The sequence below is a fragment of the Azospirillum palustre genome (assembly GCF_002573965.1).
Lineage (GTDB): Bacteria > Pseudomonadota > Alphaproteobacteria > Azospirillales > Azospirillaceae > Azospirillum > Azospirillum palustre.
Genome location: NZ_PDKW01000041.1, coordinates 902,652 through 919,110, shown reverse-complemented (window position 1 = coordinate 919,110; position 16,459 = coordinate 902,652). Strand labels below are relative to the sequence as shown.

The 16,459-nt window shown below is 70.3% G+C and carries 17 protein-coding genes and 1 tRNA gene; 6 read left to right on the top strand and 12 right to left on the bottom strand.

Annotated features, from left to right (window positions below):
- The 3 genes from CRT60_RS17740 to CRT60_RS17730 are packed head-to-tail and all read right to left on the bottom strand — an operon-like array spanning position 1 to position 2,989.
- Positions 1 to 876 (bottom strand): ABC transporter permease, encoded by an 876-nt coding sequence (locus CRT60_RS17740; protein ID WP_204561963.1) that lies wholly within the window; start codon positions 874 to 876, stop codon positions 1 to 3.
- A gap of 8 nt (positions 877 to 884) precedes the next feature.
- Positions 885 to 1,901 carry an ABC transporter substrate-binding protein gene (locus CRT60_RS17735; RefSeq protein WP_098737824.1) on the bottom strand — a complete coding sequence of 339 codons (1,017 nt, stop codon included), beginning with the start codon at positions 1,899 to 1,901 and terminating at the stop codon, positions 885 to 887.
- Positions 1,898 to 2,989, bottom strand: a complete 1,092-nt coding sequence (locus CRT60_RS17730; RefSeq protein WP_244592568.1) for a LacI family DNA-binding transcriptional regulator — start codon at positions 2,987 to 2,989, stop codon at positions 1,898 to 1,900. Before CRT60_RS17730 ends, CRT60_RS17735 begins: the two co-directional genes overlap by 4 nt.
- A 285-nt stretch (positions 2,990 to 3,274) precedes the next feature.
- Here CRT60_RS17730 and CRT60_RS17725 point away from each other — a divergent pair.
- Positions 3,275 to 3,351 (top strand) — tRNA-Arg (locus CRT60_RS17725).
- 734 nt (positions 3,352 to 4,085) lie between these two features.
- Here CRT60_RS17725 and CRT60_RS17720 read toward each other — a convergent pair.
- The 7 genes from CRT60_RS17720 to CRT60_RS17690 form a co-directional block, all read right to left on the bottom strand.
- Complete coding sequence (locus CRT60_RS17720) at positions 4,086 to 5,558, bottom strand: MHYT domain-containing protein (protein WP_161958070.1); 1,473 nt, start codon at positions 5,556 to 5,558, stop codon at positions 4,086 to 4,088.
- Between the two features lie 294 nt (positions 5,559 to 5,852).
- The gene (gene pyk / locus CRT60_RS17715; protein ID WP_098737821.1) at positions 5,853 to 7,352 is read right to left on the bottom strand and encodes a pyruvate kinase; all 1,500 of its coding nucleotides are present in this window, start codon (positions 7,350 to 7,352) and stop codon (positions 5,853 to 5,855) included.
- Positions 7,353 to 7,442: 90 nt separating this feature from the next.
- Entirely contained in the window at positions 7,443 to 8,516 is a 1,074-nt protein-coding gene (locus CRT60_RS17710) for an aldose epimerase family protein (protein ID WP_244592567.1), read from the bottom strand.
- A 255-nt stretch (positions 8,517 to 8,771) separates the two neighbouring features.
- On the bottom strand, positions 8,772 to 9,494 hold the full coding sequence (locus CRT60_RS17705) for a 2OG-Fe dioxygenase family protein (RefSeq protein WP_098737819.1): 723 nt from the start codon (positions 9,492 to 9,494) through the stop codon (positions 8,772 to 8,774).
- Between the two features lie 66 nt (positions 9,495 to 9,560).
- Entirely contained in the window at positions 9,561 to 10,922 is a 1,362-nt protein-coding gene (locus CRT60_RS17700; RefSeq protein WP_098737818.1) for an ATP-binding protein, read from the bottom strand.
- A 20-nt stretch (positions 10,923 to 10,942) separates the two neighbouring features.
- Positions 10,943 to 11,602, bottom strand: a complete 660-nt coding sequence (locus CRT60_RS17695; RefSeq protein WP_098737817.1) for a response regulator — start codon at positions 11,600 to 11,602, stop codon at positions 10,943 to 10,945.
- Between the two features lie 4 nt (positions 11,603 to 11,606).
- On the bottom strand, positions 11,607 to 11,930 hold the full coding sequence (locus CRT60_RS17690; protein ID WP_244592566.1) for a PepSY domain-containing protein: 324 nt from the start codon (positions 11,928 to 11,930) through the stop codon (positions 11,607 to 11,609).
- Between the two features lie 226 nt (positions 11,931 to 12,156).
- Here CRT60_RS17690 and CRT60_RS17685 point away from each other — a divergent pair, with 226 nt between their 5' ends.
- The 5 genes from CRT60_RS17685 to CRT60_RS17670 are packed head-to-tail and all read left to right on the top strand — an operon-like array spanning position 12,157 to position 14,176.
- Positions 12,157 to 12,591, top strand: coding sequence for a cytochrome c maturation protein CcmE domain-containing protein (locus CRT60_RS17685; RefSeq protein ID WP_098737816.1), 435 nt, complete (start codon positions 12,157 to 12,159; stop codon positions 12,589 to 12,591).
- Between the two features lie 13 nt (positions 12,592 to 12,604).
- Positions 12,605 to 12,736, top strand: a complete 132-nt coding sequence (locus CRT60_RS37550; protein WP_280177228.1) for a hypothetical protein — start codon at positions 12,605 to 12,607, stop codon at positions 12,734 to 12,736.
- A gap of 24 nt (positions 12,737 to 12,760) precedes the next feature.
- Positions 12,761 to 13,297: a hypothetical protein gene (locus CRT60_RS17680; protein WP_098737815.1), complete on the top strand. Its 537-nt coding sequence runs from the start codon at positions 12,761 to 12,763 to the stop codon at positions 13,295 to 13,297.
- Positions 13,294 to 13,716: a DUF1924 domain-containing protein gene (locus CRT60_RS17675; protein ID WP_098737814.1), complete on the top strand. Its 423-nt coding sequence runs from the start codon at positions 13,294 to 13,296 to the stop codon at positions 13,714 to 13,716. The genes CRT60_RS17680 and CRT60_RS17675 overlap by 4 nt, the downstream gene beginning before the upstream one ends.
- A 10-nt stretch (positions 13,717 to 13,726) precedes the next feature.
- On the top strand, positions 13,727 to 14,176 hold the full coding sequence (locus CRT60_RS17670) for a diheme cytochrome c (RefSeq protein ID WP_098737813.1): 450 nt from the start codon (positions 13,727 to 13,729) through the stop codon (positions 14,174 to 14,176).
- Between the two features lie 10 nt (positions 14,177 to 14,186).
- Here CRT60_RS17670 and CRT60_RS17665 read toward each other — a convergent pair whose 3' ends face one another.
- Complete coding sequence (locus CRT60_RS17665; RefSeq protein WP_098737812.1) at positions 14,187 to 14,540, bottom strand: hypothetical protein; 354 nt, start codon at positions 14,538 to 14,540, stop codon at positions 14,187 to 14,189.
- Entirely contained in the window at positions 14,537 to 16,450 is a 1,914-nt protein-coding gene (locus CRT60_RS17660) for a hypothetical protein (RefSeq protein ID WP_098737811.1), read from the bottom strand. Before CRT60_RS17660 ends, CRT60_RS17665 begins: the two co-directional genes overlap by 4 nt.
- Positions 16,451 to 16,459: the final 9 nt, after the last annotated feature.

Sequence of the window (16,459 nt, the reverse complement as noted above, 5' to 3'; positions counted from 1 at the left end):
TCACCCCGCCGCCGCGACCGACGTGCCGGCGACGCTGCGCGCCACCGCCAGCGCCGCCCAGGTGATGAGGCCGAGCAGGACGCTGAGCGCCGCCGCCGCGGCGATGTTCGCCTGGAGCGTGAATTCGGTATAGATCGTCATCGGCAGCACATTGATCCGGGTGGCGAGCGTGAAGGCGGTGCCGAACGCGCCCATCGAGGTGGCAAAGCACAAGGCACCCGCCGAGATCAGCGCCGGTTTCAGCGCCGGCAGGATCACGTCGGCCACCACCCGCCAGGAGGATGCGCCCAGCGAGCGCGCCGCCTCCTCCAGCCGGGGGTCCAGCTTCTCCGCCGCTGCCATCACCGTCAGGATGACGCGCGGGATCGAGAAATAGACGTAGCCGAGGAACAGCCCCGCCATCGAATAGGCGAAGACCAGCTTGCCCGCCCCCAGCGCCTGGGTGACGGTGCCGATCAGCCCCTGCCGCCCGGCCAGCATGATGACCATGAAGCCGATGACCACGCCGGGAAAGGCCAGCGGAAAGGTCAGCAGCGCCACCAGCAGGGCATGGCCGGGAAAGCGGTTGCGCACCAGGAACAGCCCGGCGACGGTCGAGACCGCCAGCGTCACCAAAGTCACCCCGGCCGACAGCGCCAGCGTGGAGATCAGGCTGTCGAGATGGCCGGGATCGGCCAGCGTGGTCAGATAGGCCGACCACCCCTCCGCCCCACCGGCGCCGATCAGGATCAGCCGGACCAGCGGAAGCAGGAAGAAGGCGGCGAACACCGCCGCCGCTGGCGCCAGCAGGGCCGCGAGCCGCAGCGGCTCCCCAACCCACCCCGGCCGGACCGGCGGACGGGCCGCCGGCCGGTGGGGAAGGGGGGCGTCCTGCACGCAGGCGCTCACTTCACCTCCGCCTGATAACGGTCCATGAAGCCCTTCTGCGCCTCGGCCATCCGCACCAGATCGACCGGACGGGCGCGGGCATAGTCGGCGGCCGGCAGGAACTTGGCCGCGGTCTCCGGCGACATCGCCTCGGCGCGGACCGGGCGCATGAAGGCGTTGGCCCACAGGGTCTGGCCCTTGTCGGACAGCACATAGTCCAGCACCTTCTTCCCGTTGTCCGGGTTCGGGCCGTTCTTGACCAGCGCCATCACATAGGGGACCGACACCGTGCCTTCCGTCGGGATGACGAAGGCGACCGGCGCCTTGTCGGTGTATCTGGCGCGGTAGGCGTTGAAGTCGTAGTCGATCAGGATCGGAATCTCGCCCGACAGCACGCGGGCGTAGGAGGTCTGCTTCGGCACGATGGGCTGGTTCTTCTGCAAATCCTTGAACCAGCCGACCGCCTTGTCGAAGCTGCCGTAATCGCCGCCCAGCGCCAGATTGACCGCCACCGCGCCGACATAGCCGACGGCGGCGCTGGTCGGATCGAGATAGCCGACCATGCCCGCATAATCGGGCTTCAGCAGGTCGGCCCAGCTCTGCGGCACCGGCTTGCCGCCCAGCGCCTCGCTGTTGACGAAGAAGCCCAGCGTGCCGCTGTGGATGGCGAACCAGTTGCCGTCGGCGTCCTTCATCCCGTCGGGGATGTCGGCCCAGCCCGCCGGCTTGTAGGGGGTGACGATGCCAGCATCCTTGGCCTGGATGCCGACCGGCCCGCCGAGATAGGCGACGTCGGCCACCGGCTTGTCCTTTTCCGCCAGCATGGCGGCCATCGCCTGGCCCGAGTTCTTGTTGTCGAACGGCACGGCGATGCCGAGATCGGCCTTGATCGCCTTCAGCTGCGACGCCCAGTCGGCCCATTCCGGCGGGCAGTTGTAGCAGATGGCGGTCGGCTCCGCCGCGGCGGCAGGCGTCACCACCGTGGTCAGGGCGGCGGCCAGCGCGGCAGCGCCGAAAAGGAACGGCTTCATCATGATTGCGTGTGTCTCCGTTCGGAAAGCGCTTGGGAGGATGTCGATGGCGCCGGTCCGAGCGATTCGCCCGGCCGCAGGGTGAAGGGCAGCATCACGGCGCGGCCCTGCAGCTCGCCGGAAAAGCCGGTGCGCAGGCATTCGAAGGCGGTGGCGCCCATGGCGCGGGCCGGCTGCACCAGCGTGGCGAGGCTGGGGGCCATCAGCCGCCCGACCTCGATGCCGTCGAAGCCGCAGACCGACACGTCGTCCGGCACCGATAGGCCGAGGTCGCGCAGCGCCCGGATGGTGGCGAGCGCCAGCATGTCGTTGGAGGCGAAGAAGGCCGTCGGCCGCTCCGGCCCCTCCAGAAAGGGCGCCAGCCGGTGGGCCAGCCGCGTCTCGTTGAAATCGACCTCAACCACCGGCCCCGGCGGCAGCCCGGCATCGCCGAGCGCCGCCAGCCAGCCGGCATGGCGCCGGCGCGAGCGGTCGGACTGGCGGAAGCGCCCGGCGATCATGCCGATGCGCCGGTGGCCGAGGGCGGACATCCGCTCCACCACCGCGCGGGAGGCTGCGACATTGTCGACCGACACATGGGCGCGCGGCACCCGTTCCGGCTGGTTGTAGGCCAGCACATAGGGCAGCCGCACCTCGTCCAGCGTGTCGAGCGACCCGCTGCGGTCGGCGTCGGCGACGGTCAGCACCAGCCCTTCGACCCGGTTGGACAGCAGCCCCTCGATGGCGCGCACCTCCCGCCCCGGATCGTAGTCGGTGGAGGCGATCAGCACGCTGTAGCCGGCCTCCGCCGCCGCATCCTGGATGCCGGCGACGCTTTCGGCGAAGACGGGATTGGTCAGCGACGGCACCAGCACGCCGACGGTGCGGGTGCGCGCCGCCTTCAGGTTGCGCCCGATGGTGCTGGGACGGAAGGACAGGTCGGACGCGGCGGCGCGCACCTTCTCCATGGTTTCCGGCGTGGCGTTGCCGCTGCCGTTGAGGACGCGCGACACGGTGGCGATGGACACCCCGGCGCGCGCCGCCACGTCGCGGATCGTCGCCACGCGGTCCATCGCGCGTCCCTCCGCCATCCGTCCATCGCCAGTCCGCATTCCGCCCCGCACCATCCGCCACCCGTGTTCCCGGCTGTTGTTTCCGGCGCCGGCCGATCCGGCGCGGGTGCAGAGTGGCGGCGCTGTGTTGCAATCGCGTGACGCCGTGAAAACGGTTTCGTGAAGAATGGAAACGTTTCCATGCGCCCGAACCGGCAGGAGCGCTGCCCTGCGAAGGCAGAGGTCGCATGGCAAACGGAGATGTCTGCAAGCCGTCGAAAAAACTATGATTTTTGTGTTTGCGTCGCCGAATGGCTTGGGCTATGTTGCGCCTCCACCAGCGATGGACCCGTAGCTCAGCTGGATAGAGCGCTGCCCTCCGAAGGCAGAGGTCATGAGTTCGAATCTCGTCGGGTCCGCCATCGATTTGCGCTAGAGCGTTGATTTAACAGTTAAATCCGCTCTAGCGCGTATCGCCCTTTAGATTTCCCCACATTTGTTAGCGCCTGTCAGCGGACGATAGCGGACGTTGTTCGGTGTCGGCTCGCGATCCACGATTTGCGGCCCGAAAATATCATAAAAATGCTGCTTAATTGATAACGCAAACGCCAAGACTAAACCTTGGGTTGGCACTTGTATACGGCTGAAATCTTTCTCCCAGCTCCTGCGGCGACCTCATCGAGCGCTATGAATTTTACGGATTCCTCTGAAGAACAATAGCCATTGATTCTAATCATATACTCCAATTCTTGAGCGGCGGATTTGCCCTGGTCACCTGTCCCTGTCCAATAGGTAACTGAACTTCCCATGGTTCCGTCCGGCAACAGAGCCGCATGCGGGCCATCCTTGGCGCCGCATCCCACAACCAACAATATCGCCGGAACAATTAGCGCCTTCATATTTTCCCTCGTAAGTTGGTCTCTGAATTTGCCGTGCCGTGGCCGCCGGGTAAAGGATAGTTTTTGTCATGCATCGCCCGCCGGCAGCGCCTCCATGTCGGCGGTACTGGCGACGGGCCGGGCCTGGATCTCGGCAGGGAGATGCCGCGCCTCCCGTTCCAGCCGACGGATGCGCCATGGCGCGACGATCGGCGCTCTCGCACCGGAACAGCCGTCACTGCAAGGTTTTGCAGAAGGCGTTGCGGTTCGGGGAGGCCTTATTCGGCGGCGCCGGCTTCCGCCAGCAGCGGCGGGGTGTGCTCCACGTCGACGAAGCGTCCGCGGATCGCCACCATGACGTCGAGCCTGTCGAGGAACACCGTCACCAAATCGGGATCGAAGTGGAGGCCGGCCTGCTCCCGCATGAAGCCGACGACTTTCTCCAGCGGCCAGGGCTCCTTGTAGGGGCGGGCCGACAGCAGGGCGTCGAACACGTCGGCGATGGCGACGATGCGGCCGGACAGCGGGATTTCGGTGCCGCGCAGGCCGGCGGGATAGCCGGTGCCGTCCCATTTCTCGTGATGCGTCCCGGCGATCTCGGCGGCGAGGTCGAGCAGGGGCAGCCCGCTGCCGGCCAGCAGCCGTTGGCCGATGCTGGCATGCCGCCGCATGATCACCCATTCCTCAGGCTCGAGCCGGCCGGCCTTCAGCAGCACCTGGTCGGGGACGCCGATCTTGCCGATGTCGTGCAGGGGGGCCGCCTCCAGCAGCTGCGCGGCATAGTTGGCGGTGCAGCCGGCGGCGAGCGCCAGCTGATGGGAGATCTGCGCCATGCGCGCGACATGCTGGCCGGTCTCGTTGTCGCGGAATTCGCCGGCGCTGCACAGGCGGCGGATGATCTCGCGCTGGTTCGCCTCCAGTTGCAGGCGGGCCGCCTCCAGCTCCAGGTTGGCGATGCGCAGGGCGGCGGCCTCGCGCGCCGACGCGGCGGAAACCTTGCGGTCGGCCATGGCCGAGACCAGCGCCAGCAGCAGCAGGCCGAAGGCCGCCACCGCCACCACCGCGGCCAGGGGGCCGCTCGACACCCCGTCTCCCAGGTTGCCGTCCGCCGCCATCAGCGTGGGATCGACCTGCACCACCAGGGCCGCCATGCCGGTATAGTGCATGCCGCAGACGGCCACCGCCATCACCAGGGCGGCCAGCGTGCGTTCCAGCAGGCGGTGGATGCGGGTTGCCAGCCACAGCCCCGCGGCAGCCGCGGCGGCGGCGATGGCGACCGACAGGCTCCACAGGGCGGGTTCGTAGGCGATGCGGGCCGGCAGCACCATCGCCGCCATGCCGAGATAATGCATCGCCGCCACGCCGAGCCCGACGATGACACCGGCCGCGGCGATGGTGGCGGGGGAGCGGCGGCGCTGGATGATGCGGAAGCCGACGGCGACGAAGGCGACCGAGGTCACCAGCGACAGCAGGGTCTTCACCGGATCGTAGGCGATCGGCGTGTCGATGGTCAGCGCCAGCATGCCGATGAAATGCATGGCCCAGATGCCGCCGCCCAGCGCCGCCGCGGCGCAGCCCTGCCACATCATGCGGGCGGCGCCGTCCGTGCGGTGCATCCGCTCCGCCATGTCCAGCGCGGAGTAGGAGGCGAAGGCGGCGACGGCATAGGACAGGGCCACCAGCCAACGGTCGTGGGAGAACGGCAGGCCGGACGCCGTCGTGAAGCACAGTCCGGCCAGTTGGATCGACATCCCCCACACTCCTGAAAACACCCGACCGCCGCCGGCCGCCGTGCCGCCGATCTTCGATGAAACCCGTCCCAACGGCCGGGCTTCAAAAAGCGGGAAATCCCGACTCCAACAGTCGGGCATCAAGCGGCGCCGGTCAATGCCCGGTAGTTAGCTAAAAAGCTATCTTTATTTGACCGGTGTCAAGAGCATAGGAGTCGATAGAGCATCAGGCCGAAGCACTGTGCGTTTGGTACTCTGCCAAGCCTCCGCTTATACGAAACGGAAGCTTGGCGGTCGGCGGAAGGTAAGATGCGGTCAGGCGTCGGCGAAGGCCATCGGCTGCTGGGCGCGGGCCCCGCGTTCGCGCTCGGGGCGGCTCGGCGCCTCGACCCAGGCGATTCGTAGGATATTGGTCGATCCCGGCATGCCGAAGGGCACGCCGGCGGTGATGACCAGCCGCTGCCCCTCCTCGGCCAGCCCATGCACATAGGCCAGCCGCGCCGCCTTGTGCACCATGTCGGAGAAGCTCTGGACATCCTCCGTCAGCACGGCGTGGACGCCGTAGGCCAGCACCATCCGGCGGGCGATTGCGGCGCTCTCGGTCAGGCAGAGGATCGGCACCTCCGGCCGTTCACGCGCCGCCCGCAGGGTGGTGGAGCCGCTGGTGGTGTAGGTGGCGATGGCCGCCGCCTTCACCGTATGGGCGACCTGGCGGGCGGCGGCGGTGATGGCGTCCGCTTCCGTCTGTTCCGGATCGGCATGCTGGGCGTCCATCAGGCCGCGGTAGAGCGGGTCGCCCTCCACCCGCCGGGCGATGCGGTCCATGATCGACACGGCTTCGACCGGATAGTCGCCGGATGCGGTCTCGGCCGACAGCATGACGGCATCGGCGCCGTCGAACACCGCGGTGGCGACGTCGGACGCCTCGGCGCGGGTCGGGGCGGGGGCGGAGATCATCGATTCCAGCATCTGGGTGGCGACGATCACCGGCTTGCCGGCCGAACGGGCGGCACGGATGATGCGCTTCTGGATCGACGGCACGTCTTCCGGCGGCATCTCCACGCCCAGGTCGCCGCGCGCCACCATGACGCCGTCCGACATCTCGACGATCCGGTCGAGATGCTGGATCGCCTGCGGCTTCTCCAGCTTCGACAGCAGGGCGGCCCGGCCGGCGATCAGCTTGCGCGCCTCCGCCACGTCCTCCGGCCGCTGGACGAAGCTCAGCGCCACCCAATCCACCCCCTGGTCGAGGGCGAAGTCCAGGTCGGCGCGGTCCTTGGGCGTCAGCGGCGACAGCGGCAGCACCACGCCCGGCACGTTGACGCCCTTGCGGTCCGACAGCTTGGTGCCGGACACCACGACCGTCTCGGCGAAATCGGCGCCGCAGGTGGTCACCCGCAGCCGCACCTTGCCGTCGTCCAGCAGCAGTTCGGCATCCGGCACCAGGGCGGCGAAGATCTCCGGATGGGGCATGCCGACGCGGCGGGCGTCACCCGGCTCGGCCAGCAGGTCGAGGCAGAAGGGCTGGCCGGCGGTCAGCGTCACCGGCCCGTCGGCGAAGCGGCCCAGCCGCAGCTTCGGCCCCTGGAGGTCGGCCATGATGGCGATGGGACGGCCGGTCTCCTCTTCCAGCGCGCGGATGGCGCGGACGCGCTCGCCATGGTCCTGGTGGCTGCCGTGGCTGAAATTCAGGCGGAAGACATCGACGCCGGCTTCGAACAGGCGGCGGATCATCTCGGGCGAGGAGGAGGACGGACCCAGCGTGGCGACGACTTTCGTCTGCCGGTAGCGGCGGATCGGCTTGGCGGTGCTCATGGCGTAACGGACTCCGAGGGAGGATTGTGGGCTGCCGTGCAGGTCGGGGGGGCCAGGGCCAGGGGCGGGGGTGGGCGGCGCGGTGCCGCCTCAGGCGACCCCGAACCGGTAGACGATGGACCCGGCGGTCCATTGGCCGGGACGCAGCACGGTCGAGGGGAAGGCCGGAATGTTGACGGCGTTGGGGAATTTCGACGGTTCGGCGCAGAAGGCGCTGTGCTTGGTGTAGAGCGTGCCGCCCTTGCCGACGTCCCGCGGGGTTTTTCCCTCCAGGAAATTGCCGGTGTAGAGTTGCAGGCCGGGTTCGGTGGACAGCACCTCCAGCGTCCGGCCGCTGGCCGGGTGCAGGAAGCGGGCGAGAAGGACGGGCGCCGCGCCGGTCGCCGGCCTGTCGATCGCGTAATGCAGGTCGTACCCGTTGCCGAGCGCCAGCATGCGGTCGTCGGCATCGATGCGGGCGCCCAGCGCCGCCGGGGTGCGGAAGTCGTGCGGCGTGCCGGCGACCTCCACCATCTCGCCGGTCGGCACCCCGGTCTCGCCGAGCGCCAGATAGCGGCCGGCATGGATGGTGGCGACATGGTCGAGGATCGACGATCCCAGATCGCCCGACAGGTTGAAGAAGGTGTGGTCGGTGAAGTTGGCGACGGTGGTCTTGTCGGCCGCCACCGCGGTCCAGGCGATGGTCAGGGCGTTGTCGTCGCCGACCGTATAGACCAACCGCAGCGGCAGGGTGCCGGGAAAGCCCTCCTCGCCATCCGCGAAGACATGGGTCAGTTCCAGGCTGGACTCGTCGAGCTGCCGGGCGTCGAAGACCCGGAAGCGCGAGCCGCGCTGGCCGCCATGCAGGGTGTTGGGCGGGCTGTTGACCGCGGCCTGATGGGCGACGCCGTCCAGGGTGAAGCGCCCGTCGGGGATGCGCCCGCAATAGCGCCCGATGAAGGAGCCCATGGACGCCTGCCCGCCCATCGCGCCCTCGATCCCGTCATAGCCCTGGACCACGTCGCCCGGCACGCCGTCGCGGTCGGGGACCAGGATCTGCTCGATCTTGGCGCCGTAATTGGTGATGCGCACCACCATGCCGCGCCCGTTGCGCAGGGTGAACAGGTCCACCGGCTTGCCGTCGATGGTGGCGGAGTAAGTCTCTCGCTTGAGGTCGGTCGCCATGCTCAGGCATCCCTGTGGAAGAGGTTAGCAGAAACCGAGAAGCAGCAGCCCCAGGATCACCACCACGCGCAGGAGCAGCGCCGTCTCCAAGGGATCCGCGGTCATGGCTCGGCCTCACCGGATAACTCATGGGATTATTATACTAATATATTAGCGCTGGAAGCAAACCGGATCCGGAGCCGGACACGGTTGTGGACAGTATGCCGCAGGAGTCCGGCTAAGGCCGTGACGGCGCGGCCAATCGGGTGCGCGGCATCAGGCGTGCCGCATCGTCACCACCAGCACGTCCCGGAAAGCGGGGCGCGCCGGATCGGTCGGCTCGACCGGCGTCACGCCGTGGAACACCCGCGCATCGTCCACCACCGCCGATTCCAGCGGATGGCGCAGGGTGAAGCTGCCGAGCGGCCGGCCGGCGAGGTCATGGATGCTGGTGGTGCCGCTGGAGACGTTCTCGCGCCGGACCAGCATCACCAGCACCCAGTCCACGCCGTCGCGGTGCATGCCTTCCGGGGTGGGGCGCCCGGCTTCGCCGGCACGGGCTTCGATGCGGAACTGATGGACCTCGGTGTGCCAGACCTCCGGCCTGGTGCCGGCGGGGGTGAGCGGGTCGAACAGCGCAAAGCAGGTCTTCAGGATCGCGCCCAGGGCCGGGTGGGTTGCGACCGCCTCGGCTATCGGCTCGAACCAGCGTTCCAGGCCGCCATTCAGCGGATTGTAGTCGCGGCTCTGGTAGTGGGGTTGGTGCGGCTTGCGCCTGATCTCCCCGGCCGACACCGCGAAGGCGGCGTGGCGCCGGCGGCGGTAGCGCCCGCCGTCCGCCATGTAGGTGTCGAGCCCCAGGTCGTTCCAGCTGGCGCCGAACCCCTCCCAATCCCGCAGCCCGGCGGCGTCGAGCACTCCCTGCATGGCGTCCGCCGCGACGAAGGAGAAGCCGTCCGCCGCCACAGCGTCACGAACCGCGCGAAGATCATCGGTCATCTGGCCTGTCCGCTTTCAAAAAGCGTGTCTGTGCCTGCACCCTATCACAACAGCCGCAGCCCCTTCTCATCCCGCAGCCGCCGGCAGACGCAACACTGCCCTCAGCCCGCCGAGCGGCGAGGCGTCCAGCCTGACGTCGCCGCCATAGAGCCGTGCCACGTCCCGCACCACCGCAAGGCCGAGCCCCGTTCCCGGCATGCTTTCGTCCAGCCGCACCCCCGGCTCCAGCGCCGCCTCGCGGCTGTCGCCGGGCAGGCCGGGGCCGTCGTCGTCGAGCGTGACGCTCAGCATGCCGCCCGCCTCGGCCCGGCAGGTCACCCCGACCCGGCCGCGCGCCCATTTGCAGGCATTGTCCAGCAGGTTGCCCAGCATCTCGTCCAGATCCTCGCGCTCGCCGGCAAACAGCAGGCCGGCGGGGACATCGACGGCGATGTCCACCCCCGATGCCGCATGCAGTTTGCGCATCACCCGCGCCAGCGCCGCGACGCAGTCCGCCACCGGCGTGCTGATGCCCGGCACGCCGCGGGCGGCGGCGGCACGGGCGCGGGCCATATGGTGGTCGAGGTGGCGGCGCATCAGCTCGACCTGCCGGACCATCGCCGGCCCCACCGCGCGCGCGTTGCGTTCGTCCAGCGCGCCGGCCTCGTTCGCCAGCACGGCGAGGTTGGTCTTCAGCGCGTGGGCCAGATTGCCGGCCTGGAGGCGCCCGCGGCCAACGACCTCCTCGGCATGGGCCAGCAGCGCGTTCAGATCCTCGACCAGCGGGCGGATTTCCGTCGGCATCGTCCCGTCCAAGCGCTTCTTGCCGCCGACCCGCACCTCGGTCAGTTCGTCGCGCAGGCGGGAAAGCGGGCGCAGCCCGATCTGCACCTGGATCAGCGCCGCGGCGATCAGGGCGGCGGCCAGCACCGCCAGCGACAGGGCCAGCGTAACGTTGAAGGCGCGGGTGACGCCGGCAAGCTCGGCCCGGTCGGCGGCGACGGCGATGCGGATCGGCTCCGTCCGCTCGGGCAGCAGGACGAAGCGCTCCAGCACGATCAGCGACTGGTTGGCCGGCCCGGCGGCATCGTGCCGGTGCAGCCCACCGTTCTCAACCCGGTCATCGGGCAGGTCCAGGACACTGTCCCACAGCGAGCGCGAGCGCAGCGGTGCCGCGGCGCTCTCCCCCACCTGCCAGTAGAGCCCCGACAGCGGCCGGCGGAAGCGCGGATCGCTGAGCGGCTGGCGCAGCGCCGGCCTGCCGTCGGCATCGGTCTCCAGCACCGCGGCCAGCTGTTCCAGATGGTTCGCCAGTTCGGCGTCGAAGCGCTGGCGGACATGGGTCTGGAACAGGTCGGCGATGATCCATCCCGCCAGCATCAGCGCCAGCGCCACCCACACGGCGGCGCCGGCCAGCAGGCGGAAGCGCAGCGATTCCGTCCATCCCATGACCTGCTCCCAGCCTTTCCTCAGGGCTCGTCCGCGCGATAGCCCAGCCCGCGCACCGTCCGGATCACGTCCACCCCCAGCTTGCGGCGCAGGCGGCCGACGAAGACCTCGATGGTGTTGGAATCGCGGTCGAAATCCTGGGCATAGACATGTTCGGTCAGCTCGGTGCGCGACACCACCTGCCCCTTGCGGTGCATCAGGTAGGACAGCACCCGGTATTCGAAGGCGGTCAGCTCGACCGGCTGGCCATCCACCGTCACCCGTCCGGTCCGGGTGTCGAGCACCACGGGGCCGCAGGCGATCTCGGCGCTGGCATGGCCCTTGGCGCGGCGGATGAGCGCGCGGATGCGGGCCAGCAGCTCCTCCATGCTGAAGGGCTTCGCCAGGTAATCGTCGGCGCCGGCATCGATGCCCTGCACCTTCTCGTTCCAGGCGTCGCGCGCGGTCAGGATCAGCACCGGCACGGCCATCCCCGCCCGCCGCCACGAGCGCAGCACCGTCAGCCCGTCGATCTTTGGCAGGCCAAGATCGAGGATAACCGCGTCATAGGGCTCGGTCTCGCCCAGGAAACGGCCCTCCTCGCCATCGGCGGCGGTGTCCACCGCATAGCCTTCGCCTTCCAGCCGCTGTTTCAGCTGCCGGGCCAGTTCGGCGGTGTCCTCGACGACCAGCACGCGCATGGAGTTATCTCCTCCCGCCGTGGGACTGGTGGCGGCCCCTGCTTCGCAGCAGCTCGCCGGTGGCGGCGTCATAGTCCAGCTTCAGGATCCGGCCGTCCGGCGCGATCAGCTTCAGCTCGTACTGGAAGCCGTCCTCCTCGTCCTCCAGATCGACATCGAGCACCTCGCCGCCGAACCGCTGTTTGGCGCTTTCGACGATCCGCTCCAGCGGCAGGATGCGGCCGTCTCGCAGCGCGGCGCGGGCGCGCTCATGGTCGTCGCCGGCCTGTGCCGCCGGTCCTGCGGCAAGAAGCAGGGCAACAAGGAACAATGCTGGACCGGTCCTCATGATCGACCTCTCTGCTGGGGACAGCATCGCGCACCGGGGACGCGCATTCTAACCAGCATATCGTCGCATCCCTGAACCGGCCCTGAACCGGCCCTGAATGCGCGCTTTCTGCCGTCTCCAGCCTGAACGGCGGATGAACGGCCCGTTCAGGCTCGGGTCAGGCCGGGTGGCGCAGGGTGCGGTTCATCGGGCGCTTCGGCGCTCCTCCCACACCGCAGGTGATGCCATGCTGAAAGCCGCCCTCCTCGCCACCCTCCTTGCCGCCACGCTCGGCGCCGGTGCCGCCCGTGCAGACGACGACCACCGTCGCGCCGCCGCGGTCCAGCCCGCCAGCCCGCAATCCATCGCCGAGGTGACGAAGGCCGGCGGCGGCACTGTGAGCGGCACGGTGGAGAAGGTGGCTGCGAACTGGTTCGTCCTGACCGATGGCCGCGACCGCATCGACGTCGCCAGCCGCGGCTTCCTTCCCGACGGCATCCAGTCCGGCGACCAGATCACCGTGGTCGGCGGCGTCAGCCAGGGCGCGATCCAGGCCGGCCAGATCATCCGCCAGGACGGCACCGCCTTTGGCCGCGACGTCCTGCGGATGCAGGACGGCCGCCGCCACGGCGACGAGAAGGGCCATGGACAGCGCCGGCACGGCGACCGCGACGACGACTGAGCGGAGCCCCGCCATGCTGAAGAAGATGATCCTCCACACCCTGCTCACCGCCCTGGTCATCGGCGCACTCGCCGCCGCCTGGCAGGCCAGGGCGGACGGCGCCGCGGGCATCGTCGCCCCGCCGACCACCGGCAACGGCGACTGACCTCATCTGAGAACGGAGACCGCCATGTCCGTCCGCAAGCCGAGTGCCGCCGAGATGACCGCGCTGCTGGCCTTCCACGCCACCGTTTCGGGCGCCTTCATCGTCGCCTATCTGACCGGCGACGAGGACAGCTACGGCATGCATGTCTTCGCCGGCTATGCCGTCCTCGCCGCCATCCTCCTGCGCGTCGGGGCCGGCCTGCTGGTTCCGGCGGGAAGCCCGCTGCGCCTGCCGCGCCCCTCCGCCGGAGCGGTCGCGGGATGGCTCCGGCGGCTGTTCGCCGGTGATGCGAAGGCCCGGACGGACCGCAGCCCGCTGACCGCCTGGATGGCCGCCGTCCTTCTGGCCGGCGTCGGGCTGGCGGCGGCGACCGGTGCCGTCGCCGATTTCCTCGTCACGGTCGAGCATCTGCACAAGGAGATCGGCGAGGCCTCCCTCCCGCTGATCCTGGCGCACATCGCCCTGGTCTTCGCGCTGCATGGCCTGAAGCGGTTGCCGCCCGGCCTCGCATCGCGCTGGACGGCGTGGCGCTCACCCCCGGCCAACCGGATGATCCCATGAAAACGATCCTTCTTCTCGCCGCCGCGGTGGCCTTCGGCACCGGCGTCGCGCTGGCGGCGTCGGGCGACGGCGAGCGCGCCCGCATCCTCGACGGCTACGCCGCCCAGGCGAAAGCGCCTGACTTCACCGGCTTCTCGGCGGAGCGCGGGCAGGCGCTGTATCTCGGGCCCCATGCCGGCGGCACGGTGGCCGACACCCCCGCCTGCGCCAGCTGCCACACCCGCGATCCCACCGCGACCGGCCGCCATTACAAGACCGGCCGCGACATCCTGCCGATGGCGGTGTCCGCCAACCCCAAGCGCTTCACCGACCCCGCCGAGGTCGAGAAACGGTTCGGGCGCGACTGCGTCAACGTCCTCGGCCGCGCCTGCACCGCGCGGGAGAAGGGCGACTTCATCACCTTTCTGTCGAACCGATAGGGAGCAACCGATGCGTTCCGACCCAAAATCCCGCACCCTCGCCGCCTTCGCCGCCCTCACCCTGCTGGCCCTGACCGCCGGACCGGCAACCGCCGGCGAGTTCGAGCGGGTAGGCCCCGTCACCGATGCCGCCACCCGGAAGGAATGCGGCGAGTGCCACATGGCCTTTCAGCCCGGCCTGCTGCCGGCGGCGTCCTGGAACCGCATCATGGACGGCCTGCAAAACCATTTCGGCGAGACTGCCAGCCTGCCGGCCGACACCGCCGCGGCCATCCGCAGCTATCTGACGCAGACAGCCGGAAGCGGTGACGGCCGCTTGATCCGCATCACCGAACAGCGCTGGTGGCTGCGCAAGCACGATTTCGACCCGTCGATCTGGAGCCGCAGGGCGGTCGCAGCCAAAAGCAACTGCGAGGCCTGCCACCGCACCGCCGCCCAGGGCCTGTTCGACGACGACTGAGCCCTTGGTGTCATAGCCGGCGCAGCCGCCCCAGCAGCGACGGGTTGTCCCAGGTCGGCTGCCGGTCCTCGATCGCCACGCGGTGGGGCAGGGGGGCGTCGCCCTCCACCGCCACCTCGACCCAGCGCGGGACCAGCTCGTTGTTGATGTCGTCCAGAACGGCGACGGCCAGCGCCTCCAGCCCGTCGCCAAAGCCGGCGAACTCCGCCAGATAGGCCACGACCGACGCCGGATCGGGCACCAGCAGGTCGGGCACCAGCCGCAGGGTCAGCCGCACCCCCGGCAGCGGTTCGCCGCGCAGCTCCACCAGGAAATCGTGGCGGGCGTCGGGGGAGGGGCGGGTGGACAGCCGCTCCCGCCTCATGCCGACACCCCCAGCCCGGCCTGGCCGGCGCGGGTCAGCTTCACCCAGCTGCGCGCGCCCGACTGGAAGGACAGGCCGCCGGTGTAGCCGACGGCCCGCACGCTGTCGGCGAAAATCTGGATCAGCTCCACCCGCAGCTCCGGCGGCAGGGCGGCGTGGCTGCGCAGGATCAGGTCGAAATGGTTGGGCCGCACCAGACCGTCCAGCTGCATCGGCCCGAACCGGCTGAGGTCGAGGTCGATGACGAAGCGGCTGCCGGGCTTCGACCGCTCGCCGCCGCCGTTCTCTTCATCCTCCTGCAACGGGTGGACATGCAGCCTGATCGGCTTTGGCCCGTTCGCATCCATCAGCGGGATGGTGTAGCTGCGCCAGTCGCCTGGCAGCGGTTCCGCCGCCTCGCGGCGCAGCCCGTCGAAATCCTTCTCCAGCCGCTCCAGCAGGTCGCGCCGCCCGGCCTTGTCGAGGGCGGAAGCGGCATCGTCGCCCAGCCAGCCCTGCGCGTCGCCGCCGCGCATCGCCGACAGGAAGAAGCCCAGCGCCGCGGTCAGCTTGCGGTTCGGCTGCGGCATCGTCGCCAGCATCGCCCTGGCCGCCGCCGGATCGGCCGCCGCCAGCGTCGCCATCAGCTGCCGCATCGCCGGCCAGTCGCGTCCGTCCAGCGGTCCCGGCGGGCCGGGCAGGGTGGGGGCCGCCGCCTGGGTGGCGCGGGCGAGATCGGCCAGCGCCGCCGTCACCGTGGTCCCCTGCGGCAGGCTGGCCGGGACGTTCAGCGCCAGCATGCCCTGCCTGGTGGCCAGGATCGGCTGGCCCTGCGGCGTGCTGCCGGCCACCGTGCCGCGCAGGATGGGGGTGTCGGGCGGCAGGGCCGCCTCGTCGGCCTGCGGCGTCGGCAGAGCGGCGGCCTGTCCGCCCGCTTCGGCCTGTCCGCCCGCTTGCTGGCCGGATTGGTTCCCCGTCTGCTGGTTGCGCCCGTTGGCCTCCGGATTGCCCGCCCCCGGATTACCCGGCGGCTGGGGCTGTTGCGGCGGCGGGGTGATCGTCAGGATCTTCAGCGCGACCGTGGCGCCGCGCGGCAGGTCGGGCGGTTCGGGATTGCCGGCGGCTTCCCCCGGCGGGGGCGAGCCGGAGGAATTGGAACCGGGCGGAGTGGGTGCCGTCGGCGTTTCGGCGCCGGGATGGGCCGCGTTGCCGCCCAGCTGGACCGGCGTGCCGAAGGTGGCGCTGCCGCCGCCCATGGTCGGGGCGGGCGTGGAGGGTCCGCCCGTCGCCGTGGTGGGCGTCCCGGCGGCCGGAGCCTCCGGCTTCGCGGTCCCGGCCGGGGCGGCGGGGGGCGGTGCCGTGGGTGCCGGCTGCGCCGGGGGCGCGGCGGCGGTCGGCAGCTTGGCGCCCGACCCGCCGGCCAGCACCAGCGCCGGCACGACGGTGCCCGGCAGCAGCGGCGGCAGGTTGGTCGGGACGGCGGTCGGCGTCGGGGTGGGCGGCAACAGGACGGCGGGTGTCGCGCCGCTGCCGGCCGGCGGGGTCTGTGTGGTGCTGCCGGTGGACGGCGTGGCCGGGCTCGCCAGCGATTGCAGCAGGATCAGCGCCGTCGGCTTGCCCGGCAGCGCCGTGGCCGGGGCGCCAGTCGGGGCCGTGCCGCCGGGGGTCAGCTGCACGGTGACCGGCTTGTCGGGCGGCAGCTCCACCGCGCTGTCGAGCAGCAGCTCGCCCGCCGCGGTGCGCACGCGGGTCAGCCCCTCCGGCGTCTGGCCGGCGACGGTGCCGGTCAGCACCACCGGGCGGGTCACCTCCGGCAGCCGTTCGGGAAGCTGGACGACCGTGGCCTCGGCCGTGACGGGGGCGGGCGCGGCGGGGGCTGCCGCGGCGGTGGCGGCGGCCGGCGTGACCGACGGTGGGATCGCCCCGCCCATGCCCGCCCG

Excerpts from the sequence above, each read along its gene's own strand:
- pyk (WP_098737821.1), bottom strand. The coding sequence starts at position 7,352 with ATGAGCACCGCCAAGCCGATCCGCCGCTACCGGCAGACGAAAGTCGTC.
- CRT60_RS17710 (WP_244592567.1), bottom strand. The coding sequence starts at position 8,516 with ATGGCGACCGACCTCAAGCGAGAGACTTACTCCGCCACCATCGACGGC.
- CRT60_RS37550 (WP_280177228.1), top strand. The coding sequence starts at position 12,605 with ATGCTGAAGAAGATGATCCTCCACACCCTGCTCACCGCCCTGGTCATC.
- CRT60_RS17735 (WP_098737824.1), bottom strand. The coding sequence starts at position 1,901 with ATGATGAAGCCGTTCCTTTTCGGCGCTGCCGCGCTGGCCGCCGCCCTG.
- CRT60_RS17700 (WP_098737818.1), bottom strand. The coding sequence starts at position 10,922 with ATGGGATGGACGGAATCGCTGCGCTTCCGCCTGCTGGCCGGCGCCGCC.
- CRT60_RS17695 (WP_098737817.1), bottom strand. The coding sequence starts at position 11,602 with ATGCGCGTGCTGGTCGTCGAGGACACCGCCGAACTGGCCCGGCAGCTG.
- CRT60_RS17665 (WP_098737812.1), bottom strand. The coding sequence starts at position 14,540 with ATGAGGCGGGAGCGGCTGTCCACCCGCCCCTCCCCCGACGCCCGCCAC.
- CRT60_RS17660 (WP_098737811.1), bottom strand. The coding sequence starts at position 16,450 with ATGGGCGGGGCGATCCCACCGTCGGTCACGCCGGCCGCCGCCACCGCC.
- CRT60_RS17685 (WP_098737816.1), top strand. The coding sequence starts at position 12,157 with ATGCTGAAAGCCGCCCTCCTCGCCACCCTCCTTGCCGCCACGCTCGGC.
- CRT60_RS17690 (WP_244592566.1), bottom strand. The coding sequence starts at position 11,930 with ATGAGGACCGGTCCAGCATTGTTCCTTGTTGCCCTGCTTCTTGCCGCA.
- CRT60_RS17730 (WP_244592568.1), bottom strand. The coding sequence starts at position 2,989 with ATGCGGACTGGCGATGGACGGATGGCGGAGGGACGCGCGATGGACCGC.
- CRT60_RS17680 (WP_098737815.1), top strand. The coding sequence starts at position 12,761 with ATGTCCGTCCGCAAGCCGAGTGCCGCCGAGATGACCGCGCTGCTGGCC.
- CRT60_RS17720 (WP_161958070.1), bottom strand. The coding sequence starts at position 5,558 with ATGTCGATCCAACTGGCCGGACTGTGCTTCACGACGGCGTCCGGCCTG.
- CRT60_RS17705 (WP_098737819.1), bottom strand. The coding sequence starts at position 9,494 with ATGACCGATGATCTTCGCGCGGTTCGTGACGCTGTGGCGGCGGACGGC.
- CRT60_RS17670 (WP_098737813.1), top strand. The coding sequence starts at position 13,727 with ATGCGTTCCGACCCAAAATCCCGCACCCTCGCCGCCTTCGCCGCCCTC.
- CRT60_RS17675 (WP_098737814.1), top strand. The coding sequence starts at position 13,294 with ATGAAAACGATCCTTCTTCTCGCCGCCGCGGTGGCCTTCGGCACCGGC.